The sequence below is a fragment of the Pseudomonas sp. PB3P13 genome, assembly GCF_054897735.1.
In genome coordinates this window covers 418,107-439,394 of the sequence record NZ_CM142702.1, presented here as the reverse complement: position 1 = coordinate 439,394, position 21,288 = coordinate 418,107, and the positions used below count along the sequence as shown (strand labels likewise).

Here is a 21,288-nt window from a genome sequence, read left to right as displayed (position 1 = left end):
TGACATTTTTTGTAGTGCGCTCATTTGATTGTTACGGTGACTTTGCCTTTTGATCTGCCCTGCTCCACGTACCGCAACGCCTCTGCAGTCGATTCAAAAGGGAAGGAACGATCGATGACCGGTTTGATGACGCCAGCCTCGATAAGCGAGGTGATTTTTTGCAGTTGTATCCCGTCGGCACGCATAAACAAAAATGCATAGCTCACCCCATGTTTGCGGGCTTTTCTGCGAATACCGCTGCTCAGCAGGCGCATGACTTGCCCCAGCAGCCAGGACAAGCCTTGCTCTTGGGCAAATCGCGCGGTCGGCGGCCCCGAAAGGGAAATGAGCTGTCCGCCAGGTTTGAGAACCTTGACCGATTTCTCCAGTACATCGGCGCCGAGGCTGTTCAACACCACATCGAAATCACGCAACTCGTTTGCAAAATCCTGCTGTTTGTAATCGATGACCACATCCGCCCCGAGTGCTTTGACCCATTCGACATTCGCCGTGCTGGTGGTGGTCGCGACGAAGGCGCCGAGGTGTTTGGCGAGCTGGATGGCATGCGTGCCGACACCGCCGGATCCGGCATGAATCAACACCTTCTGGCCTTTTTTCACCTGGGCGGTCTCAACCAGCGCCTGCCAGGCCGTCAGGACAGCCAAGGGGATGGAAGCCGCTTCGGCCATGTCGAGATTCGAGGGTTTCAGCGCGAGCGCGTTTTCGTTCACGGCGATCAGTTCAGCAAACGTCCCGATCCGTGCCTCGGGAGGACGTGCGTAGACTTCATCTCCTGGCTTGAATCGCTTCACCGCCGAACCCGTGCGAACGACCACTCCGGCCAGGTCATTGCCTAATACCAATGGAAATGTATAGGGCAGGATCAGTTTGAACTCCCCCGTTTTGATCTTCGAGTCCAACGGGTTCACGCTCGTTGCATGCACCTGGATCAGAACGTCATGCACACCAACCGCAGGGTCGGGCACTTCCCCAATCATTCCGTTGTGCTTGCCATAGCGGTCGATAAAAAATGCCATCATGTTGCAGCTGCTCTTGTCGGTGGAATGAGAATGGGGCGCGGCCCCGACAACGTTGATGCGATTAGACGTGCGGCTGTCAGGAGTCGAGGAACGCCATAGCCTTGGCCACGAAATCGGTATGGTGCTGAAAAATGCTGCCGTGCCCGGCGTCCGGGTAAATGATCAGTTGCGCGTTGGGGATTCGCTTCGCCAGCTCAATCGAGTTCACGGTGGGCACCATGATGTCGTTGTCCCCGTTGGCTATCAGGGTCAGCATCCGCAAGCGACCGAGATCTTGCGGCGCTTGCTTGCCCCACGCAGTAATGGCTTTGAACTGCCGAAAAAACGCGCCGGGGGTCGGGCCTTTGCTCCGGTTGTGCTGGCGTTCTTTCAAACGTTGCAAATACTCGGACGCGGCACGTTGGCCGTTGGCTGTAGTAGTAAAGAACAGGTAGAACTTGGGGTCTCGTAGCGTCAGCAAACCTTTGATCATCAATGGCCAGGTCACCGAACCGACGCTGTCGATGCCTGTACCACCGGCCGGTCCGGTTCCGGCGAGGATCAATCTGCGCACTCGTTCGGGTGCTTTCAGGGCGATGTCTTGGGCGACGAAGCCGCCGAGTGAAAAGCCGAGCAGGTCAGCCTTGTCAAAACCCAGCGCACGAATCAGGCCGATTGCATCGTCAGCCATCTCACCGACGGTCAATGGCGCGGCGCCGCCCGAGCCACCGATACCGCGGTAATCAGTAGTGATGACACGTCGGTTTTGTGCCAGACCGTCGATGATCCTGGGGTCAAAGTTATCCATCACTGCTCCCCAATGGTTGAACATGACCAGCGGGACCTCCGTCCTGGGTCCCAGGTCACGATAGGCGAAGGGTATCCCGCCAATCAGAACCGACTGGTTCGCCGCGCTGATAAATGACGACTGCGAACCTGGGTGATTGCATGCAGCTATAAGGGTCATGTTTACTCCGTCCGATTGCGGGGCGAGGCCGACCTGCTCGACATGGGTCAGACTTGAGTCAAATAGCGTTGCGCCACGGCGGACTGCCTGATCTGCGACAACAGACCCTGACGCGCGGTTTGCAGGGCATCCCAGCGCTCGCCTTCATGCAGCGGAGGAATGGTCACCGGTTCGCGACGGTCGAAGCCAACCAGTGCGGCATCGACCAGATCCCCCACTTCCATGATTTCGCTCAAGGTGTTGATGTCGATACCGGCGCGATCCCAAATCTCCGTGCGGGTGGCGGCGGGCAATACGGCTTGCACATAAACACCCTGAGGCGAAAGTTCCAGGCTTAGGCCTTGGGAAAGGAACAGCACAAACGCCTTGGTCGCCCCATAGACCGACATGCCGAACTCAGGCGCCAGACCCACCACCGAACCGATGTTGATGATCGCGCCTTCACCTGCTTTGGCCAGGCGTGGCGCGATGGCGCTGGCGAGCCGCACCAGCGCGGTGGTGTTGAGGGCCACCAGTTGCGCAACGCTGTCGGTGCTTTGCTCGATGAAGTTGCCGGACTGTGCGGCGCCGGCATTGTTGACGAGGATGCCGATGCGCGCGTCATCCCGCAGGCGCGTTTCGACGGAGTGCAGGTCGCTGAGTTGAGTCAGGTCGGCCTGAAGCACTTCAATGGCGACTTTGTGTTCGTCATGCAACGTTGCGGCGAGCGCTTCCAGGCGCGAGTGGTCGCGGGCGACCAACACCAGATCATGCCCCCGTTGAGCGAAACGCTCGGCGTAAACCGCGCCGATGCCGGTGGAAGCGCCAGTGATGAGAACGGTAGGGCGAGTAGTCATGATGTCAGCTCTTCTCAGGAACATGGATTGGGATTGATGCACGAATAAAACCAGGCTCGATCAGCCAGTGCCTAGTTCGCGGGAGCGCTTGATTCGGCATGCGTCGGGTAGTCGATGTATCCCGCCGCACCGCCGCCGTAGAGCGTGGAGGGGTCGAAGGCGGACAGTGGCGCACCGGTCTTGAGCCGCTCCACCAGATCAGGGTTGCCGATAAAAGGGCGGCCAAAAGCGATCAGGTCGGCCTTGTCATGCGCAAGGCGTGCCGTGGCCAAATCCAGGTCATAGCCGTTGTTGGCGATGTAAGTGTTCTTGAAGCGCTGGCGCAAGGCGTCGAAATCAAAGGGCGCCACGTCGCGTGGCCCACCGGTCGCGCCTTCGACGACGTGCAGATAAACGATGTTCAGAGCATTGAGTTGGTCGACGATGTAATCGAACTGAGCCTGTGGATCACTGCTCCATACACCATTGGCCGGCGAGACAGGCGAAAGGCGAATGCCCGTGCGATCAGCACCAATCTCGGCGGCCACTGCGGCCGTCACTTCCAGCAGCAGGCGCGCACGGTTTGCGATTGAGCCGCCGTAGGCATCAGTACGCAGGTTGGCGCCGTCCTTGATGAACTGATCCAGCAAATAGCCGTTTGCACCGTGGATTTCCACGCCGTCGAAGCCTGCCACAATGGCGTTTGCCGCCGCTTGGCGGAAATCGTTAACGATGCCCGGCAGTTCGTCAGTCTCCAGCGCTCGCGGCTCGGAAACGTCCTCGAAGCGATTGTTGACGAACACCTTGGTCGCGGGACGAAGCGCGGAAGGGGCTACCGGCGCCGCGCCTTGCTGTTGCAGATCCACGTGGGAAACACGGCCCACATGCCACAGTTGCAGGAAAATTCTCCCGCCCTTGGCGTGCACGGCATCGGTCACCTTGCGCCATCCCTCTATCTGCGGCTGCGTGTAAATGCCCGGGGTATCCTGATAGCCCTGTCCCTGCTGCGAGATCTGCGAGGCTTCGGAAATTAGCAAGCCCGCGCTGGCCCGCTGGCTGTAATAGGCAGCAGCAAACTCACTCGGCACAAAGCCTTGGCCTGCGCGATTGCGCGTCAGTGGAGCGAGAACCACGCGGTTCGACAGCGTCAGGGCGCCAAGCATGTAGGGAGTAAACAGATTCAGGTCGCTCATGGGTGTTTGTTCCGTGCCCGTTGGTAAATGGTCATATCGTTTGAGATTAGGATGATGATCGAAATCTAAACTGTCAACGATTTTGATTATGATCAACATCTATGTATCATCAGCCGATGAATTTCAGCGGTAGCGAGGTATCGAACATGCGAGTGTCCAAGGCCCAGGCCCAGGCAAATCGGGAGCACATCGTCGAAACGGCCTCAGTCGTGTTTCGCGAGCGCGGTTTTGACGGTGTCGGCGTGGCCGACCTGATGGCCGCCGCCGGTTTCACTCATGGCGGTTTCTACAAACATTTCGGTTCGAAGGCTGACCTGATGGCCGAAGCCTCGGCCAACAGTCTTGCGCACTCACTGGCCAGCGCCGAAGCTTTGAGCGTGAAGGATTTCATCGATGTGTATGTGTCCAGGGATCATCGCGACGGGCGCGCCACGGGTTGCACCATGGCGGCGTTGTGCGGTGACGCGGCGCGTCAGTCGGGCGATTTGAAGTCGGCATTCGCTGAAGGCATCGAGCGCACGTTGCAAACGCTCGGCGAAAAATACCGGACCGGGCCGGATGCGGCGCCGAGTGAGGCGAGGGTGAAAATGATCGACCTGCTGGCGCGAGCGGTCGGCGCGATCATGTTATCGCGCGCCTGTCCTGACGACTCGGCGTTGGCCGATGAAATTCTGGCGGTGTGTCACGCGCAAATGACCGCATCATTATCTATTCAATCTTAGATTCAGTCGTAGAGGGGTCAGATGGATGTCGCACAAAGCGCACTGACTCGCGTTCATTTCGTCGTTGGACGACACGCCTGTCGCCACGGCAGCCTTTGGCGGATTCCTGCCTATTCTCTACGGTCAGAGATTCCTACGGACAGTCTGTCAGCTTGTCCAACAACGAAGCCCTCATACGAGGGCTTTGATGTTTCTGTATTCAGATAATTGCGCTCTCAGTGCCCCGCACTCTGCCCCCCACCCACACGACTTCCTTGATTGCCTGTCTGGCCCTTATCTGAGCGCGCAAATACCGCGACTCTTCACGCATCTGTTCGGTGATGGTGCGGCGAATGACATTGGACATGAAAACAACATGCGGCCCCAGGTTCGGCTAGCGCCACACTCGGCGGGCTTGATCCTCGCCGGTAAATTCAATATTCGAGACCACGCCATCAGGATATTGCGTACGAGTACTGGCGAATGCCACCTGGTCTCGTATGCCATGCAATGAGCGGTTTTGAAACCTGATCCAGCACGCTGTCATACAGACGCCGCTCAGCAGAGTCGTCGGTGATAACAGCTGAAATCGGAAGAATCACCGGGTCTGGAATGGCTCCATCACGACGCAGAATATCGTTGATCGGGAAGCGATGGACCCGGCCGTTGCCATCGGCCAGCGGATGGATATAAACGAACGCGAACGCTGCTACAGCACTGCGCATGACCGGGGATTGCCCTCGAGTGCGATTCAGAAAGACACGAATGCCTTTCCCGAACCATTCGGGGTTTTATCGAGTTTGTACAAACTCAACCAATCATCAAAAAACGTTGATCGGGTAATCCACAAACACGCGTACTTCGTTACCGCTGACGTTGTATTCACTCGATTTCTGCGACACGCGCAGAGCCGAGCTGCGCAGCCGGACGCTGAGGTCTTTGGCCGGGCCGGTTTGTACGACGTACTTGAACTGGTTGAAGATTTCGCGCTCTGTGCCGCCTTCGCTGGTGGAGGTGGTGATGTTGTCGCCACGCACGTAAGCGAAGTTGTAGGTCAGGCCTGGCACACCGAAGTGGGTGAAGTCGAGGCCGTAGCCCAGCTGCCAGCTGCGTTCGTCTTCGGCGTTGAAGTCGGACCAGTAGGAGTTCGCCAGGTAGATGGTGTTGCCGCCGTCGCCGACGCGACCCTGGTCCCGCTGATAACCGCCGTAGGCATAACCAAGGTTGCTGTCACCGGTGCTGCGCTGGTGCGCGAGCGTGAACGAGTGCGGGCCGGTAGCGAACACGGCTGCCAGGCTCCAGATCTTGTTATCGTCGCCGGTGGCGCCGCTTTCCCGGACGTAGGACTCGTCCAGTTTGGTGCGGTAGCCGTTGAAGTCCAGCGTCAACGACTGATCCTTGTCGATCGGGAACACGTAATTGGCATTTACGTATTGCTTCTTCAACACATCTTCAACATCGGAGGCGTAAAGCGCTGCCTTGAACTGCTCGGTGAACTGGTAGCTACCGCCCAACACATTGATCGACTTCAAGCCACCGCTGTCACGGCCTTCAGCGCTCTTGCGCGATTCGGCAGTGAAACGACCGGCATTCAGTTCCAGGCCTTTGATCTCTTTCGAGGTGATCAAAGTGCCGGTGTAGCTTTCCGGGAGTAGACGCACGTTGTCATAGCTCAGCACTGGCAGGGACGGCATCTGATCACCGTACGTCAACGTCGTGCTGGAGAAACGGAACTTGACCGCCGCGCCCGCCTTGGACAAATCGTCGGCCGCGTTGCCGCTTTCACCCTTTTTGAAAAAATCGATGCCCTGTGCGCCCGTGCGACCCTTGCCGCCGTCCAGGCGCAGTGCGTACAGACCAAAAGCGTCCACACCGACACCAATGGTGCCCTGGGTGAAACCGGACGAGAACGTACCGATGGCGGCTTGGCCCCACTCGGCTTTGTCCTCACGCGTGTCCTTGTAGTCTCGATTCATATAAGCATTGCGCAGCAGCACTTTCAGGCTGCTGTCTTCTTTGAATCCCCTGGATTCGGCCTGGTCGTTTGCCATGGCCTGTGTAGCGCTCAACATCCCCAGAGCGATCAAGCTGATCCGCTTAGTCAACATTTATTCTTTTCCTGATTACGGGTTGATACGCACTGCGTCGAACGGTTGAAACGGCGCTATCGCACTCTTTTTTCACCGTGAAACAAAAAGGCCCGCGCACGAGAATTCATGGCGGGCCTTTTTATTATTTTTTCGGGCATGGCGGTTCGCCACAGGCGTTGGAGCGAATCCTAGTCGCGCCATTTGCCATGTGTCAATTTCATGAATCATCTGAGAATAGGTCGAAATCGTCTAAGAAACGACACTGTTCCCGACCGCAAGAGTCGACTAGCTGTTTTTGCGGAGGAAACTTCCGAAGTAAAAAAAAGCGCTGCCATCCCGGCAGCGCTCCGATCAAGCCGTTGTGCTAGCTATCCTTCCATTACATCCCGCAATGCATCCAGTTCTGCTTCACTGAAAAAACCGGCCGGGTAGCGCTCGATGATCATCCGGCGCGGATCGGGTTTCCTGAGCTGACGCGTTCCATTGGATTTCAACCAGTGCGCCAGAATCTGGAGCGATTCGCTGTTTACTGCCAAGGGATGCAACGCCCGCTCGCCCATTACGTTCACTTCGGCGTTCATTTGCGCTCTCTCCTGGGTTGTGAGCGGCTAACTTATCCGAGGTTTATGACAGAACAACGAAGTTCTCCCCCTCACCTGTTTCACGTTAGGACTGATTCAAGAGCTGTGCCAATCTGCTGGCTCCGATGAATGACACCTGCAAAAAAACCCGCAGTCCTGACGGGCTGCGGGTTTCTTCCACGCGTTGCATTTGACACTGCACAAAGGCTGATTCTTCAATCCGCTCAGGCTGTTACGACGGCACTCACTCTTTGTGCGGAGCGGGCTGTTGTTGGGTAAGGCAGTGGATATTCCCGCCTCCCAGTAACAGTTCACGACCCGGTACCATCACCACTTCGTGCTGCGCAAATAAACTCTGCAGAATTTCCTTGGCCGGGCCATCCATCGGGTCGTCGAAACTCGGCGCAATGATGCCGCCGTTGACGATCAGGAAGTTCACGTATGACCCCGCCAACCGCACGCTTGGATTGCGTTCCTGTGTGCCGTCTACCGGATCGACACCGGCGCACTCCTCTTCGGTTGCGTACAGTGGACCCGGAATCGGCATTTTATGCACGATGAACGAGCGCCCCTTGGCGTCGGTGCTGCTTTCCAGCACTTTCATTGCAGCCTGACAACGTGGGTAGTTCGGATCTTGCGGGTCATCGGTCCAGGCCAGTAATACTTCGCCTGGGCGCACGTAACAGCAGAAGTTATCCACATGCCCATCGGTCTCGTCGTTGAACAAACCGTCAGGCAGCCAGATGATTTTATCCACAGCCAGATTCGCGCTGAGCACCGCTTCGATTTCTGCACGGTCCATGTGTGGGTTGCGATTGCGGTTGAGCAGGCATTCTTCGGTGGTGATCAGCGTGCCTTCACCATCGACGTGAATCGACCCGCCTTCGAGCACGAAGCCCTCGGTGCGATAGCGCTGGCTGCGTTCGATTTCGAGGATCTTGCCACCGACCTGGGAATCGCGATTCCAGGGCGAGTACAGGCCGCCATCAAAACCACCCCACGAGTTGAAATCCCAGTTCACACCGCGGACTTCACCGTTGTTATTGATCACGAACGTCGGACCCGTGTCGCGGACCCAAGCGTCGTCGCTGGACATTTCGACGACCCGAATGTTGGGCACGTCGAGACGGGCGCGAGCGTTTTCGTACTGACCGGCAGATACCGCCACGGTCACAGGTTCGAAACGCGCGATGGCCTTTGCCACCGCGACGTGTGCGGCTTGCGCCGGTTTGCCGCCCAGGCGCCAGTTGTCCGGGCGCTCCGGCCAGATCATCCAGGTCTGGGTTTGCGGCGCCCACTCGGCCGGCATGTAAAAGCCATCAGCGCGAGGGGTGCTGTTCAAAGTGGTCATGCGATCAGGACTCCAGGGAACCGTCGAGGGTCTTCAGTGTGCCATACAGGTTGGGGCGGCGGTCACGGAACGATCCCCATGCACTGCGGATATGCTCCAGCTCATCAAGATCGAAGCGATGAACCAGCACGCCTTCTTCGGTCTCATTCAACTCTTGTACCTTCTCGCCGAACTGATTGGCGATAAATGAAGAGCCATAAAACGTGATGTCGTAGCCATCCTGCTCTTCGTTACCGATGCGATTGCTGGCGATCAGCGGCATCAGGTTGGCACCGGCATGGCCTTGTTGCACGCGTTGCCAATGGTCCCGGGAGGAAATGGTCTTGTCATGGGGCTCGCTGCCGATGGCGGTCGGGTAAAAAAGAAGTTCCGCCCCCAGCAACGCCATGCTCCGCGCGCACTCCGGAAACCACTGATCCCAACAGATGCCCACGCCAATTTTCGCGTAACGGGTGTTCCACACTTTGAAGCCGGTATCGCCAGGATTGAAATAGTACTTCTCGTGATAGCCCGGTCCGTCCGGTATATGGCTTTTACGATAAATCCCGAGGTTGGAACCGTCGGCGTCAATGATCGCGATGCTGTTGAAACGCGCGCGGCCCGCCAGCTCGTAGAAGCTGATTGGCAGCACCACCTGCAGTTCCCTGGCGACTTTCTGGAAGTGCCTGATGGCGACGTTTTCTTCCACCCTCGTTGCCAGTTGCAAGTAATCCGGATTGGGTTTCTGGCAGAAATACGGCGCCTCGAACAGTTCCTGAATCAGGATGATCTGAGCACCCTTGGCTGCAGCCTCGCGAACCAGCTTCTCGGCGGTCTCGATATTGGCTTCAAGGTCCCACGAACAGGCCATCTGGGTGGCGGCAACGGTAACGATACGGCTCATGAATCATCTCCGGGCAGTGGCGATGGGTCGATGCTGGCGTCGACCATGACAGAAACGGACGCACGGGCAGCTGCAGTCGCCAGTGTGCAATGGCCACTTTATAACCGATAAAAATCGACTTTAAAAGGAATTTATGAACGATTACATTCTAATAGGTCTATTTTCCCCGATAACAATCGATATTTCTTGGAAGATTTGATCGTTACCCTACAAGCCTTCGTCCAATACCTTCGCCAGCATATCGACGAAAAAATCCACACTTCGACGCGAGGTCACCATGGGCGGCTTGATCTTCAGGACGTTGAGGTAATCCCCCGTCGGCTGCATGAAAATTCCCAGTTCCCGGAGCCGATCACACAGTGCCGTAGTTTCTTCCGTTGCCGGTTCCAGGGTCTCACGATTGCGGATCAGCTCGACACCCAGATAAAAACCGGAACCGTGCACTGCGCCCACCAACGGATGAATATCGATCAGCGCTTCAAGACGTTTCTTGAAATAACCGCCGACCACTTGGGCGTTTTCCCAAAGTTTCTCCTCCTCCATGACATCGAGCACCGCCATGCCGATCTGGCAACTGACCGGACTACCACCCGCCGACGAGAAAAAATAACCCTCGGCCTCCAGCGCTTCGGCGATTTCCCGGCGAGTGATCACCGCGCCCAAGGGTTGTCCGTTGCCCATGCCTTTGGCCATGGTGATGATGTCGGGCACTACACCCTGCTCCTCAAAACCCCAGAAAAATTTGCCCATGCGGCCATAGCCCACTTGCACCTCATCGGCAATGCACACGCCACCGTTGGCGCGGACCAACCCGTAGACCTGCTTCAAATAACCCGCCGGCAGCGAGATACCACCGGCATTGCCGTACACCGGTTCACAGATGAAACCGGCGAGCTGGCGACCTTGCGAGGCGATTTTCGCCAGATTGTGCTCGACGCTGCGCACATAGTCCGGCGCGCAGTCTGCTCCCCGGAATTCACCGCGATAAGTGTTCGGTGCCGGCACCGGATGCACCCAGTCTGGACGACTGCTTAATGCCTTGGGATTGTCGGCAATCGAGGTCGAGACGGCATCCGCGCCCACCGTCCAGCCGTGGTAAGCCTCCAGCACACTGACCACGTCGCGTCCGCCGCTGTAAGCCCACGCCAGGCGAATGGCCAGGTCATTGGCTTCGCTGCCGCTGTTGACCAGGAAGACCCGGTCCATGGAGTCGGGCGACAACTTCAACAAGCGCTCGGAAAACTCGGCAACAGCTGCGTAGTTGAATCGCGAATTGGTGTTGAGCAACGACCACTGGCGACTGGCGACGGCGGCCATGCGCGGATGGCCATGACCAAGCACTGCCACATTGTTGAGCATGTCGAGGTAGGAGCGGCCCTGCATGTCGATCAGGTGATTGCGCCAGCCGCGTTCGATGCGCGGCGGGTCCAGGTAATAATGCTTCTGGGTACGCGCGAAACTGGCATCGCGACGCGCCAGCAATGTCTGGGCGTCGAGCTCGGGCTCGGCGTCGCAGGCGAGCCCCAGCAACATCGCGGGTGACGGACATAACGTCTGCCAGGCTGCCGCGCGTGATGGTGTGCAGAACAGCGGTGAATCCGGCACAGGGCCACGGCACAGTTGCACTGTCAAAGGTCCGCTGACGGTCCCCAATACCTGGCCGGCGGCCAACGCTTCCCCCGTGTGCGGCGATGGGGTCACGCCCGACATTCGCACGCTCAGTTGGGGGCCATCCAGGTGCAGCACACCTGCCGCCGGCTGATGAAGCTCGCCAGCAAACGGCGAGGCTACCTCGGTGCCGTGGGGCACCCGTAACTCGACATGTAATGCAAAGGTGTCCGGTTCCGCAGCACTGTCCGGGCGAGTTCGTGACAACCGGTACTGACCATAACGACTCGCCGCCAAGCCATGCGCTGTCGCAGCTTCGCTCAGCAGACGCTGGTCGATACCGGCTTCTTCCCAGTTTCCCGCCTCAAAATGCGCGCTGAGTACACCAAGATCAATGAGAGCAAACTCACGCCCCACCAGGCTTGGCAGCATCGGTGCAAACACTTCGCTTTCCAGGCCCGGCAAACTCTGCCCGACCGAGCGGAGGATCGCTGCCTCCATCAGTTCCAATGGCACCGAGGTGGCCACACGGAAGATTTCCCACTCGTGAACCAGATTGTCACGACTGTATTGATTCCCCGGATCAATGCTGACCTGCTGTTCGCCACTGAGCACCAGCACCGCCGCCCGCGCGATGATCAACGGCCACAACGCCAGTAATTCCTCATGTTGCAGCGGATTGACCGAGTGATAGGCCTCAATTGCCGGCAGGATATAAAAAGGATCACCCGCAGCGTGATGCAGCAGGGCTGCGCAAGTGACCGATAAATCGGTGATACGCCAGGTACGGATCAGGTCGCCGAAATCGATCACGCCCTGCAGTTGCCGCTGCCGTTGGGCATTGCGCTGCCAGACGACGTTGTCATCGGTGATGTCCATGTGGATGGCCTGCACCGGCAATTTTTCTATCAAGGGCTGAAGATGCCGCTTGGCCTTTTCGGCAACCCTGGTGATATGCGCTCGCTGCAGATCATCGGTAATCACCGGCAACAAGTGAGCGATCAACGCGTTGGCGTGACGAGCGTCCCATTGAAGGGTGCGTTCGAGTCCGGGGTGATCGAAGCCGGCCAGGGCCAGGGCCATCTCGCCGCAGAGCCGCCCAAAACCCGCCACCACCGGACCGGGCAGATGATCGAGGTGCGTCAGTGACTGACCATCGATGTACTCGAGCAGGCGTACATGCAAAACCTGATCAGCGACCACCAGCGACAGCAGATCTTCACCGGCCTTGCCCGGGATCACCTTCGGCACAGGGACACTGGAATGCTCTGCCAGATGCTTGAGCCCGGCATGCTGCGCCTGCAGCTCCAGCGCCGAATAATCACCCCGGCAGATTTTCAGGATGAACCGGCCTTGTTCACTGTCGACCCGGAAGTTGAGGTCCTGTTGACTGCCCAATGCGTGCAGCCTGCCGCTTATCCCGTAATGCTCTGCAAGCAGCTCCAGCGCCTGCTGCTCGGTAACCTGCGGGCTTGGCAAACTGGCGCGATGAATCAACGTGGCGAGCGGCATGCAACGACCCCTGAAATGTTATTAGGCGCTTATATCGCCACTGCTTTGGACGATGCGCAAGTACCTTATACCGGTTGCAGAGAGTCTGGAGCACGGCGCGCGGGCATCGGCCCTCCGTCCGAATTTTCCTACATGAATCTCGGATTGCCTTCTTCTTGTCCGCGCTTCAGTCTCTGCGCCAAGGATTTTACAACCGTAAAGGAATGAGCCCTCGCATGACTCGACGCCGCCTCATGAGTTCTAGCATTGGTACTTCGGCGAAGTCGACTGACCAGGTCTCCCGCTAGCCCTGAACATTGGTACTCGCATCGGCCGGCTCCTTGCGCAAGAATGTCGGCCATTGATGCCTACTGCTGGAGAATCACATGAATGTTGTCACGACCGACCTGCCCGGCGTTCTGATCCTTGAATCCAAGGTATTTGGTGACGAGCGCGGCTTCCTTTATGAAAGCTTCAATGCCCGGTCTTTCAAGGAAGCGACGGGGCTGGATGTGCAATTTGTTCAGGACAACCATTCCCGTTCGCAAAAAGGCGTTTTGCGCGGCCTGCATTACCAACTGGAAAACACTCAAGGCAAACTGGTTCGAGTGACGGCTGGTGAAGTGCTCGATGTGGTGGTGGATATTCGCCGCAGCTCGTCGCATTTTGGCCAATGGGTCGCCGTGCGGCTATCCGCCGAGAACCGTCGCCAAATGTGGGTGCCAGAAGGTTTCGCCCATGGTTTTGTGGTACTGAGCGATTTCGCCGAGTTTCTTTACAAGACCACCGATTACTACACGCCCTCCGCCGAGCGCAGCATTCGCTGGGACGACCCCGATCTGGCGATAGACTGGCAACTGGACGGAGCACCGCAACTGTCCGGCAAGGATCAAGTCGCTGCGCTCTTCAAGGACGCTGAAGTCTTTTCCTGAATCGTTGTGCGAAATTTCACCTCGGCACCTGCCTTGGCCACGGCGCGCAGACTGCGCTCGCAAGCCTAGGCATAATGCGCCTGTACCCACAGGCGCTCGATGCTCATGACTCCAACCCTCCCCCGCAGACCCCGTTGGCGCAGCCTGGCCTTGCTTGCGCTATGTCTGGCGCCTTTGCTGTGGCCGCTGGAGCATCTGGCCGAGCGGTATTACCGCAGTGAACTGGCCGGGCAAAATCGGCAGACGCTGGATCTGTATGTCGCCAACCTGCTGGGCACCCTGCACCGTTACGAAGTATTGCCACAGATCGTCGGCGACTTGCCCGCCCTGCGTGCTGCTCTCGCGGCGCCGGACGACGGCGTGACACAAGGCAATGCCAACCGATTCCTGAAGAACATCAGCGCGCAGACCGGCGCCGAAGTCATGTACTTGATGGACACCGCGGGCAAAACGCTGGCGGCGTCCAACTGGGACAAGCACGACAGTTTTGTCGGGCGCAACTTCGCCTTCCGTCCTTATTTCAGCGAAGCAATGGCCGGGCGTCTGGGACGCTTCTTTGGGCTGGGCACGACCTCGGCCAAGCGTGGTTACTTCTTTGCTGCGGCGGTGCGTGACCGGGAGAAAATCGTCGGCGTGCTGGTGGTCAAGGTTGACCTCGACCACACCGAAAGCCTGTGGGGCAAAACCCCGGAACAACTACTGGTGACCGACCACAACGGCGTGGTCATCCTCACGTCTCGGCCAGAATGGCGATTCCGCGCGACCCGTCTCTTGAGCGACGCGGAGCGTAAAGCGATCATCGCCATTCAACCCTATCCAACCCGTGATCCGAAACCGTTGAATCTCAATTCGGGCGCCTGGCTGACCCAGACGCAACAGATCGATGAGACAGGCTGGAGCGTCAGCATCCTCGCGCCCCGCACCCTGATCGATCGGCCGGTGCGAACAGTGGTGGCAATCGGCGCCGCGACCCTGCTGGTGCTGATGCTACTGCTGGGCCTGATGATGCAGCGGCGCCGGCATTACCTCGAACGTATCGCCTTCGAGGCCAAGGCCCGGCGTGAACTGGAAGGCCGGGTTGCCGAGCGGACCAGCGATCTGGAAGGCCTCAACCGTCGGCTCAAGGAAGAAGTGCTGGAACGCGAACAGGCCCAGCAGGAACTGGTCCGCGCTCAGGATGATCTGGTGCAGGCGGGCAAGTTGTCGGCGCTGGGCACGATGTCGGCGAGCATCAGCCACGAACTCAATCAACCGCTCGCAGCGATTCGCAGCTATGCGGAAAACGCCGAGGTGCTGCTCGATCATCAGCGCACTGACGACGCACGGGGTAATCTCAAACTCATCAGCGAACTGACCGGACGAATGTCGTCGATCATTGCTCACCTGCGTGCCTTCGCCCGTCGCGACCGCCACGCTCCGGAAAGCGTTGCCCTGCAACCGGCACTCGACGACGCCCTGGCGCTACTGGCCAAACGCAGACGGAGCATGGAAGTCGAGCTGGTCCGCGACCTGCCCGCCGCAGCGTTGTGGGTCGAAGCGGGAGAGACCCGTCTGCGGCAGGTGCTCGGCAATCTGCTCGCGAACGCGCTCGACGCCCTGACGGAAAAAGGCCCGCCACGTAAACTCTGGTTGAGCGCGCAGTCCACCGCCGACGGCGTCACGCTGTACATTCGCGACAACGGCCCGGGCTTTTGCATGGAAGCGCTGGGTCGTGCCAGTGAGCCTTTTTACACCACCAAGACCCGCACCCAGGGTCTTGGCCTGGGGCTGGCAATCTGCGAAACCCTGATGCGTGCGTTCGGCGGTGAGTTGTCGTTCGCCAATCACAAGGACGGCGGCGCCCTGATCACTCTGAAATTGCGCGCAGGCGCTCCGGGCGTAAGCCTGCAACCGTCCGAGGACCGAAGTGCATGAGCATCGATAACCGCATCCAGGTCGTATTGATCGACGACGATCCGCATCTGCGCCAGGCATTGAGCCAGACGCTGGATCTGGCCGGCCTGAAGATTTTGCCACTCGCCGAGGCCAAGGGGCTGGCCGCGCAACTCGAACGCGATTGGCCGGGCGTGGTGGTCAGCGACATCCGCATGCCGGGCATGGATGGTCTCGAGCTGCTGAGCGAACTGCATGCGCAAGACCCCGAGCTGCCAGTGCTGCTGATCACTGGCCACGGCGATGTGCCGCTGGCGGTCCAGGCCATGCGCGCCGGGGCATATGACTTTCTGGAAAAACCTTTCGCCAGCGACGCCCTGCTCGACAGCGTTCGCCGCGCTCTGGCATTGCGCCAACTTGTGCTGGATAACCGCAGCTTGCGCCTGGCCCTGAGCGATCGCAATGAGCTCAGCACTCGCCTGGTGGGACATTCGCCTTCCATGCGACGCCTGCGCGAGCAGATCGGCGCACTGGCGGCGACCAGGGCCGATGTGCTGATTCTGGGTGAAACCGGCGCCGGCAAAGAAGTCGTCGCCCGTGCGCTGCATGACCTGTCGAACCGGCGTAACGGTCCGTTCGTGGCGATAAACGCCGGGGCACTGGCTGAATCGGTGGTGGAAAGCGAGCTGTTCGGACACGAGCCGGGCGCCTTCACTGGCGCGCAAAAACGTCGCATCGGCAAGTTCGAATTCGCCAACGGCGGCACGCTGTTTCTCGATGAAATCGAAAGCATGAGCCTCGATGTGCAGGTCAAATTGTTGCGAATGCTGCAGGAGCGCGTCGTCGAACGCCTGGGGGGTAATCAACTCATCCCGTTGGATATCCGCATCATCGCCGCCACCAAGGAAGACCTGCGCCAGTCTGCAGACCAAGGGCGTTTTCGCGCCGACTTGTATTACCGCTTGAACGTCGCACCGCTGCGTATTCCGCCACTGCGCGAGCGTGGCGAAGACGCACTCATGCTGTTTCAGCATTTTGCCGACGAGGCCAGCGCCCGTCACGGTCTGCCGCCGCAAGAACTACAACCCGGCCACCGCGCGCCGTTGCTGCGTCACACCTGGCCCGGCAACGTGCGCGAACTGCAAAATGCGGCGGAACGGTTTGCCCTGGGTCTGGAACTGGCACTGGATGACGGCGCGCAGGACGGCGCAGTCGGCGTGACGGTGGCGACGGTCGGCGGCGGCCTCAGCGAGCAAGTCGAGAATTTCGAAAAATCCTTGATCGCCGCCGAACTTGCATGCTCCCACAGCTCGGTGCGCAGCCTCGCCGAAGCCCTCGGGATACCGCGTAAAACCTTGCACGACAAATTGCGCAAGCACGGGTTGAATTTCGCCGACGCTGGCGCCGGCAGCCACGCCGATGAATCTGATTGAGCTACCGTCCAATCATGCCCTTCACACACAAGGCCCGCACATGAACCGCGACAGCAGCGATCTGGAATACATCCTGCACAACGATATTCCGCTGACACGGGACATGGGTCTCAAGGTGCTCGGCTGGCAGGATCAACGACTGCGCCTGCATCTTCCACTGGCAGCCAACGTCAACCACAAGAGCACCATGTTCGGCGGCAGTTTGTATTGCGGCGCAGTTCTGGCCGGTTGGGGCTGGCTGCATCTGCGCCTGCGCGAAGAAGGAATTGAGGACGGCCACATTGTTATTCAGGAAGGTCAGATAAGTTATCCACTGCCGGTGACGACCGATGCGATTGCCATCTGTCAGGCGCCGAGTGCGGCCGTATGGAAGAAGTTTTTGCTGATGTATGAGCGTTATGGGCGAGCGCGGCTGACGTTGCATTCAAGAATCGTGAATGCCGACAGTGATGAAGATGCTGTGAGGTTTACCGGGCAGTTCGTTCTGCATCGTTAATGGAAAAGTCCGCAGCCTCGCTCGCGAGACAGCTCCTGCGAGAACACGGCGTGACTGTAGGGGCTGTCTCGCGAAGCGAGGCTGCGATCTTGACCCTCAGCTGCGCGCCAGCTCCAGCAGCTTGCCACGCCAGGTCGCTTTAGCCGGCAGCGCCAGGAAAAACTCATTCAGCAATGACTCCCGCGCCGGATAGCTGAACGACGCACCGCCAAGATCGAGCACCTCACCCCCCGCACCTTCCAGCACTCCCTGCGCCGCAGCCGTATCCCACTGCGAAGTCGGCGCCAGACGCGGATAACAATCCGCCGCCCCTTCGGCCAAAAGACAGAACTTCAGCGAACTGCCAATAGTGGCCAATTTCAGTTCACCCAGACTGTCACTCAGCCCCGCCAGCAATCGCTCTTGCTCGGGACTTGAATGCCGACGGCTGGCGACCACCGTAAAGCGCTCACCCGCGCCTGGCTCCGTGCGGACCTGAATCGGCTTCGGTTCACTGCCGTAATCACCTCGCCAAGCCCCCAGACCGGTTCCGCCGACGTAGAAACGTCCATTGGTCGGCATCGTCACCACACCAAACACCACCCTGCCCTGCTCGATCAGCGCGATGTTGACGGTGAACTCCTCACTGCCGCAAATGAATTCCTTGGTGCCGTCCAAAGGATCGACCAGCCACCAGCGCTGCCATCCGGCTCTGACACTCTGAGGAATGTCTGCGTCTTCCTCGGACAACACCGCAATATTGGGGTCCAGCGCCGTCAGCCCTGCGAGAATCAGATGGTGAGCGGCCAGGTCGGCAGCCGTCACAGGTGAGTCATCCGCCTTGGCAGTCACCTCGGTGTTGGTGCGCCAGAAAGGCAGGATCGCCTCGCCAGCTTTCAGCGCCAGTTCAATAACCGGTGCCATCAACGGGTGCGGGAAATTCATGGCAGGAAGACCCCACGCTGAGTCAGCAGATCCCGGGCCAGATACAGCGCCGCCAAGGCACGGCCTTCGGTGAATTTCGGGTTCTGCGCCAATGCCGACAACTCGCGCAAATTGATCGTCTCAACGCCCATCGGCTCTGGCTCGTCACCCTCGAGTCGCTCTTCGTACAAATCAGTGGCCAGTACCACCTGGATTTTCTGGCTCATGTAACCGGGCGACAACGACAGCTCGGTCAGATGTTCCAGTTGCCGTGCGCCGTAGCCGGCTTCTTCCTTGAGCTCACGCTCGGCCGCCGCCAGCACATCTTCGCCAGGCTCGATCAGGCCTTTAGGCAACGACAACTCATACTCATCGGTGCCTCCACAGTATTCCTCGACCAGCACCGCGTGATCCGCATCGAGCATCGCCACGATCATCACCGCGCCATAACCGGCGCCCTTGCCGACCAATCGCTCGTAAGTACGCTCAACACCGTTGGAAAAACGCAACTTCAGCTCTTCAACGCAAAACAACCGGCTGGCGGCGACAATCTCGCGGGCGAGGATGGTGGGTTTCTGGCGCATGAGGGGCTCCTTGGCGATAGCGGGTTACTATACCCGGCCTATCCTGATTGTTGACCCCGCCTATCTTTTTTACCGCTGGAGATGTTTTTTATGTCCGCCCTGCCCTGGCATGAAATCGACACCGTTTTGCTGGACATGGACGGCACGTTGCTCGACCTGCACTTCGACAACCATTTCTGGCTCGAGCACCTGCCTCAACGCTACGCCGAGTTGCATGGTGTGAGTCGGGCGATGGCAGAAATGGAGTTGCAGCCGCTGTTCGAGCGGCATGCAGGCCAATTGCAATGGTATTGCCTGGACTTCTGGAGCGCCGAACTGAAGTTGCCGGTGCGCGAGCTGAAACTGGAAACGGCACACCTGATTGCGCTCCGCCCGGATGCCGACACCTTTCTTGCGGCAATCAAAAAGGCCGGCAAACGCGTGGTGATGATCACCAATGCGCACCGTGATTCTCTGTCGTTGAAACTGGAAAGGATCGAGCTGGCGCCGTACTTCGAGCGGTTGATCAGCTCTCACGATTACGGCTTTCCTAAAGAAGACCCGCAATTCTGGCATGCCTTGCAGGCGGACCTCGACTTCGACCCGGCTCGCAGCCTGTTTATAGACGACACGTTGCCGATCCTGCGCAGTGCGCGGGCGTTCGGGGTGGCGCATTTGTTGGCAGTGAGTGAGCCGGACAGTCGTAAAGGCCCAAAAGATACGGGGGAGTTTGCGGCGGTGGGAGATTACCGGGAGTTGATTGCCGGGCTTTAGACCGCGTCAGCAGCATCGCGGGCAAGCCTTGCTCCTAAACCTGTGGGCGCAAGGCTTGCCCGCGATTGCTATCACGCGGATTTAAAGATTACTCAGGAATACGCAACGACTGGCCTGGGTAAATCTTGTTCGGGTCTTTTAGCATCGGCTTGTTGGCTTCAAAGATTTTCTGATACTTGTTCGGATCGCCATAGACACGCTTCGAAATGGCACTCAGCGTATCGCCCTTCTCTACAGTGACGAACTTCGCAGCTGTAGCGACAGGCCCGGTGACGGTGATCTGGTCATCAACCCCGTCGATACCCGCCACATTGCCCAGCGCCAGAAGGATTTTTTCCTTCTCTTCCTGAGTCGACGCTTCGCCGGTAGCGATAACTTTCTCGCCTTCGACTTTCACCTGAATCTTGGAAGTGTCGATGCCTGTCAGGGCATCCTTGACGTGCTTGGTCAATGCCTCGCTGTTGGCTTCGGCCTTGTCGGGCGTCAACGCATCGAGAATTTTCTCACCTGCATCTTTCAAAAAGCTGAAAAGGCTCATCGTGTGCTCTCCATGGTATTTAAGGTGTCCGGACGCCAAAGACTAGACCAAGCCTGCAATGCGCGGTTCCAAACCGATCAATGACGTCCGTCCGGTGCAAGCGCTAGAATCCGACCCTTACCGCGCCCATGGAGCGAAGATGGACATCAAGCAGCTGAAATTCCTCATCGCTCTCGATGAAACCCGCCATTTTGGCCAGGCCGCGGCGCGCTGTCACATCACTCAGCCCACACTGTCCATGCGGTTGCGCAGCCTTGAAGAAGAACTCGAACTGCCGCTGGTCAATCGCGGTCAGCGCTTCGAAAGTTTCACCGCCCCGGGCGAGCGTGTGCTGGCATGGGCGCGCACGGTGCTGGCGGCTTACGATGGTTTGCAGGCCGAAGCCGCAGCGTGTCGGGGCAATCTGGTCGGTACATTGCGCTTAGGTGTGGTGCCGTTGTCGAGTTTCGATCCACTGCTGTTGATGCAACGGTTGCACACCGAGCACCCGAATCTGCGCTTTGAATTGTCGGCATTGAGTTCCGAACAGATCCTCGAACAACTGGCCAATAACCGTCTCGACCTCGGTGTGTCGTATCTGGACCGGCTGGACAGCGAACGTTTTGACTCGCTGGCTTTCAGCGAAACCCGTATGGGCCTGCTGTACGATCAACGCTTTTTCAGCTTCGGCGAGGCACCGCTGAGCTGGGAAGCGTTGATTGACTTGCCGCTGGGCATGCTGACCAGCGGCATGCACTTCCGCCAGTCCATCGACCACAATTTTCACAGCCGAGGCCTGACTCCGCAGCCTTTGCTGCAAACCGACGCCGTGCATCAACTTTTACAAGCCGTGCACGGCGGCTTGTGTTGCGCCGTGATGCCGCTGGACGGCGGCCTGGAAAATCTCACCGATCATTTGCGTCTGCAGCCGATTGAAAACGCGCAAACCCTCGCCCGGCTGGGGTTGATCATGCGTCGCAGTGCGCCTCGATCAGCCTTGGCGGAAGCGTGTTTTGCGCTCTATCAGCAATCGCCAGCCGACTCTTGATCGACGTCATCTATCGGTACATCAGTATTAGCGATTAGACGCGACCTATTGACGCGCCTAGGCTTAAAGCTG

20 protein-coding genes are annotated in these 21,288 nt (G+C 58.6%); 7 read left to right on the top strand and 13 right to left on the bottom strand.

The window, feature by feature from the left end; all coding sequences use genetic code 11:
* Positions 1-20 precede the first annotated feature (20 nt).
* The 4 genes from ACYZT1_RS02045 to ACYZT1_RS02030 form a co-directional block, all read right to left on the bottom strand.
* Positions 21-1,019, bottom strand: a complete 999-nt coding sequence (locus ACYZT1_RS02045) for an NADP-dependent oxidoreductase (protein WP_462017439.1) — start codon at positions 1,017-1,019, stop codon at positions 21-23.
* A 76-nt stretch (positions 1,020-1,095) separates the two neighbouring features.
* Positions 1,096-1,965, bottom strand: coding sequence for an alpha/beta fold hydrolase (locus ACYZT1_RS02040; protein ID WP_462017438.1), 870 nt, complete (start codon positions 1,963-1,965; stop codon positions 1,096-1,098).
* A gap of 47 nt (positions 1,966-2,012) precedes the next feature.
* A complete protein-coding gene (locus ACYZT1_RS02035) occupies positions 2,013-2,801 on the bottom strand; it encodes an SDR family NAD(P)-dependent oxidoreductase (protein WP_462017437.1) in 789 nt (262 codons plus the stop codon).
* Between the two features lie 71 nt (positions 2,802-2,872).
* The gene (locus ACYZT1_RS02030; RefSeq protein ID WP_462017436.1) at positions 2,873-3,973 is read right to left on the bottom strand and encodes an alkene reductase; all 1,101 of its coding nucleotides are present in this window, start codon (positions 3,971-3,973) and stop codon (positions 2,873-2,875) included.
* A gap of 146 nt (positions 3,974-4,119) precedes the next feature.
* Between ACYZT1_RS02030 and ACYZT1_RS02025 the strand changes: the two genes are divergently transcribed.
* Positions 4,120-4,695 (top strand): TetR/AcrR family transcriptional regulator, encoded by a 576-nt coding sequence (locus ACYZT1_RS02025; RefSeq protein WP_462017435.1) that lies wholly within the window; start codon positions 4,120-4,122, stop codon positions 4,693-4,695.
* A gap of 434 nt (positions 4,696-5,129) precedes the next feature.
* Here the strand turns inward: ACYZT1_RS02025 and ACYZT1_RS02020 are convergent, their stop codons facing one another.
* From ACYZT1_RS02020 to ACYZT1_RS01995, 6 genes are all read right to left on the bottom strand, one after another.
* Complete coding sequence (locus tag ACYZT1_RS02020; RefSeq protein WP_462017434.1) at positions 5,130-5,399, bottom strand: Fic family protein; 270 nt, start codon at positions 5,397-5,399, stop codon at positions 5,130-5,132.
* A 96-nt stretch (positions 5,400-5,495) separates the two neighbouring features.
* Complete coding sequence (locus ACYZT1_RS02015) at positions 5,496-6,782, bottom strand: OprD family porin (protein WP_462017433.1); 1,287 nt, start codon at positions 6,780-6,782, stop codon at positions 5,496-5,498.
* A 350-nt stretch (positions 6,783-7,132) separates the two neighbouring features.
* Entirely contained in the window at positions 7,133-7,345 is a 213-nt protein-coding gene (locus tag ACYZT1_RS02010; protein WP_462017432.1) for a hypothetical protein, read from the bottom strand.
* Positions 7,346-7,589: 244 nt separating this feature from the next.
* On the bottom strand, positions 7,590-8,696 hold the full coding sequence (gene aguA / locus ACYZT1_RS02005; RefSeq protein ID WP_462017431.1) for an agmatine deiminase: 1,107 nt from the start codon (positions 8,694-8,696) through the stop codon (positions 7,590-7,592).
* Positions 8,697-8,700: 4 nt separating this feature from the next.
* Complete coding sequence (aguB, locus tag ACYZT1_RS02000) at positions 8,701-9,579, bottom strand: N-carbamoylputrescine amidase (RefSeq protein ID WP_462017430.1); 879 nt, start codon at positions 9,577-9,579, stop codon at positions 8,701-8,703.
* 207 nt (positions 9,580-9,786) lie between these two features.
* Positions 9,787-12,699, bottom strand: coding sequence for an aminotransferase (locus ACYZT1_RS01995; protein WP_462017429.1), 2,913 nt, complete (start codon positions 12,697-12,699; stop codon positions 9,787-9,789).
* A gap of 365 nt (positions 12,700-13,064) precedes the next feature.
* On the opposite strand from ACYZT1_RS01995, the gene rfbC reads away from it, so the two are divergent.
* From rfbC to ACYZT1_RS01975, 4 genes are all read left to right on the top strand, one after another.
* A complete protein-coding gene (gene rfbC / locus ACYZT1_RS01990; protein WP_462017428.1) occupies positions 13,065-13,610 on the top strand; it encodes a dTDP-4-dehydrorhamnose 3,5-epimerase in 546 nt (181 codons plus the stop codon).
* A gap of 105 nt (positions 13,611-13,715) precedes the next feature.
* A complete protein-coding gene (locus tag ACYZT1_RS01985) occupies positions 13,716-15,524 on the top strand; it encodes a sensor histidine kinase (protein ID WP_462017427.1) in 1,809 nt (602 codons plus the stop codon).
* Positions 15,521-16,915, top strand: coding sequence for a sigma-54-dependent transcriptional regulator (locus ACYZT1_RS01980; RefSeq protein ID WP_462017426.1), 1,395 nt, complete (start codon positions 15,521-15,523; stop codon positions 16,913-16,915). Before ACYZT1_RS01985 ends, ACYZT1_RS01980 begins: the two co-directional genes overlap by 4 nt.
* A 40-nt stretch (positions 16,916-16,955) precedes the next feature.
* Positions 16,956-17,411 carry a thioesterase domain-containing protein gene (locus ACYZT1_RS01975; RefSeq protein ID WP_462017425.1) on the top strand — a complete coding sequence of 152 codons (456 nt, stop codon included), beginning with the start codon at positions 16,956-16,958 and terminating at the stop codon, positions 17,409-17,411.
* 96 nt (positions 17,412-17,507) lie between these two features.
* Here the strand turns inward: ACYZT1_RS01975 and cysQ are convergent, their stop codons facing one another.
* A complete protein-coding gene (gene cysQ / locus ACYZT1_RS01970) occupies positions 17,508-18,335 on the bottom strand; it encodes a 3'(2'),5'-bisphosphate nucleotidase CysQ (protein WP_462017424.1) in 828 nt (275 codons plus the stop codon).
* On the bottom strand, positions 18,332-18,898 hold the full coding sequence (nudE, locus tag ACYZT1_RS01965; protein WP_462017423.1) for an ADP compounds hydrolase NudE: 567 nt from the start codon (positions 18,896-18,898) through the stop codon (positions 18,332-18,334). Before nudE ends, cysQ begins: the two co-directional genes overlap by 4 nt.
* Before the next feature lie 90 nt (positions 18,899-18,988).
* Here nudE and yrfG point away from each other — a divergent pair, with 90 nt between their 5' ends.
* Positions 18,989-19,651 carry a GMP/IMP nucleotidase gene (yrfG, locus tag ACYZT1_RS01960; protein ID WP_462017422.1) on the top strand — a complete coding sequence of 221 codons (663 nt, stop codon included), beginning with the start codon at positions 18,989-18,991 and terminating at the stop codon, positions 19,649-19,651.
* An 88-nt stretch (positions 19,652-19,739) separates the two neighbouring features.
* On the opposite strand, the gene lysM is transcribed toward yrfG, so the two are convergent.
* The gene (gene lysM / locus ACYZT1_RS01955) at positions 19,740-20,189 is read right to left on the bottom strand and encodes a peptidoglycan-binding protein LysM (RefSeq protein ID WP_462017421.1); all 450 of its coding nucleotides are present in this window, start codon (positions 20,187-20,189) and stop codon (positions 19,740-19,742) included.
* A 139-nt stretch (positions 20,190-20,328) separates the two neighbouring features.
* Between lysM and ACYZT1_RS01950 the strand changes: the two genes are divergently transcribed.
* Entirely contained in the window at positions 20,329-21,216 is an 888-nt protein-coding gene (locus ACYZT1_RS01950) for a LysR family transcriptional regulator (protein WP_462019171.1), read from the top strand.
* The last annotated feature ends 72 nt before the right edge of the window (positions 21,217-21,288 follow it).

What these genes read in the sequence shown, in the direction of transcription:
- ACYZT1_RS02030 (WP_462017436.1), bottom strand. Translation starts at nt 3,973, where the DNA reads ATGAGCGACCTGAATCTGTTTACTCCCTACATGCTTGGCGCCCTGACG.
- aguA (WP_462017431.1), bottom strand. Translation starts at nt 8,696, where the DNA reads ATGACCACTTTGAACAGCACCCCTCGCGCTGATGGCTTTTACATGCCG.
- yrfG (WP_462017422.1), top strand. Translation starts at nt 18,989, where the DNA reads ATGTCCGCCCTGCCCTGGCATGAAATCGACACCGTTTTGCTGGACATG.
- rfbC (WP_462017428.1), top strand. Translation starts at nt 13,065, where the DNA reads ATGAATGTTGTCACGACCGACCTGCCCGGCGTTCTGATCCTTGAATCC.
- nudE (WP_462017423.1), bottom strand. Translation starts at nt 18,898, where the DNA reads ATGCGCCAGAAACCCACCATCCTCGCCCGCGAGATTGTCGCCGCCAGC.
- ACYZT1_RS01980 (WP_462017426.1), top strand. Translation starts at nt 15,521, where the DNA reads ATGAGCATCGATAACCGCATCCAGGTCGTATTGATCGACGACGATCCG.
- cysQ (WP_462017424.1), bottom strand. Translation starts at nt 18,335, where the DNA reads ATGAATTTCCCGCACCCGTTGATGGCACCGGTTATTGAACTGGCGCTG.
- ACYZT1_RS02035 (WP_462017437.1), bottom strand. Translation starts at nt 2,801, where the DNA reads ATGACTACTCGCCCTACCGTTCTCATCACTGGCGCTTCCACCGGCATC.
- ACYZT1_RS02025 (WP_462017435.1), top strand. Translation starts at nt 4,120, where the DNA reads ATGCGAGTGTCCAAGGCCCAGGCCCAGGCAAATCGGGAGCACATCGTC.
- ACYZT1_RS02020 (WP_462017434.1), bottom strand. Translation starts at nt 5,399, where the DNA reads ATGCGCAGTGCTGTAGCAGCGTTCGCGTTCGTTTATATCCATCCGCTG.
- ACYZT1_RS02015 (WP_462017433.1), bottom strand. Translation starts at nt 6,782, where the DNA reads ATGTTGACTAAGCGGATCAGCTTGATCGCTCTGGGGATGTTGAGCGCT.
- ACYZT1_RS01975 (WP_462017425.1), top strand. Translation starts at nt 16,956, where the DNA reads ATGAACCGCGACAGCAGCGATCTGGAATACATCCTGCACAACGATATT.
- ACYZT1_RS01985 (WP_462017427.1), top strand. Translation starts at nt 13,716, where the DNA reads ATGACTCCAACCCTCCCCCGCAGACCCCGTTGGCGCAGCCTGGCCTTG.
- ACYZT1_RS01950 (WP_462019171.1), top strand. Translation starts at nt 20,329, where the DNA reads ATGGACATCAAGCAGCTGAAATTCCTCATCGCTCTCGATGAAACCCGC.
- ACYZT1_RS02040 (WP_462017438.1), bottom strand. Translation starts at nt 1,965, where the DNA reads ATGACCCTTATAGCTGCATGCAATCACCCAGGTTCGCAGTCGTCATTT.
- ACYZT1_RS02045 (WP_462017439.1), bottom strand. Translation starts at nt 1,019, where the DNA reads ATGATGGCATTTTTTATCGACCGCTATGGCAAGCACAACGGAATGATT.
- ACYZT1_RS02010 (WP_462017432.1), bottom strand. Translation starts at nt 7,345, where the DNA reads ATGAACGCCGAAGTGAACGTAATGGGCGAGCGGGCGTTGCATCCCTTG.
- lysM (WP_462017421.1), bottom strand. Translation starts at nt 20,189, where the DNA reads ATGAGCCTTTTCAGCTTTTTGAAAGATGCAGGTGAGAAAATTCTCGAT.
- ACYZT1_RS01995 (WP_462017429.1), bottom strand. Translation starts at nt 12,699, where the DNA reads ATGCCGCTCGCCACGTTGATTCATCGCGCCAGTTTGCCAAGCCCGCAG.
- aguB (WP_462017430.1), bottom strand. Translation starts at nt 9,579, where the DNA reads ATGAGCCGTATCGTTACCGTTGCCGCCACCCAGATGGCCTGTTCGTGG.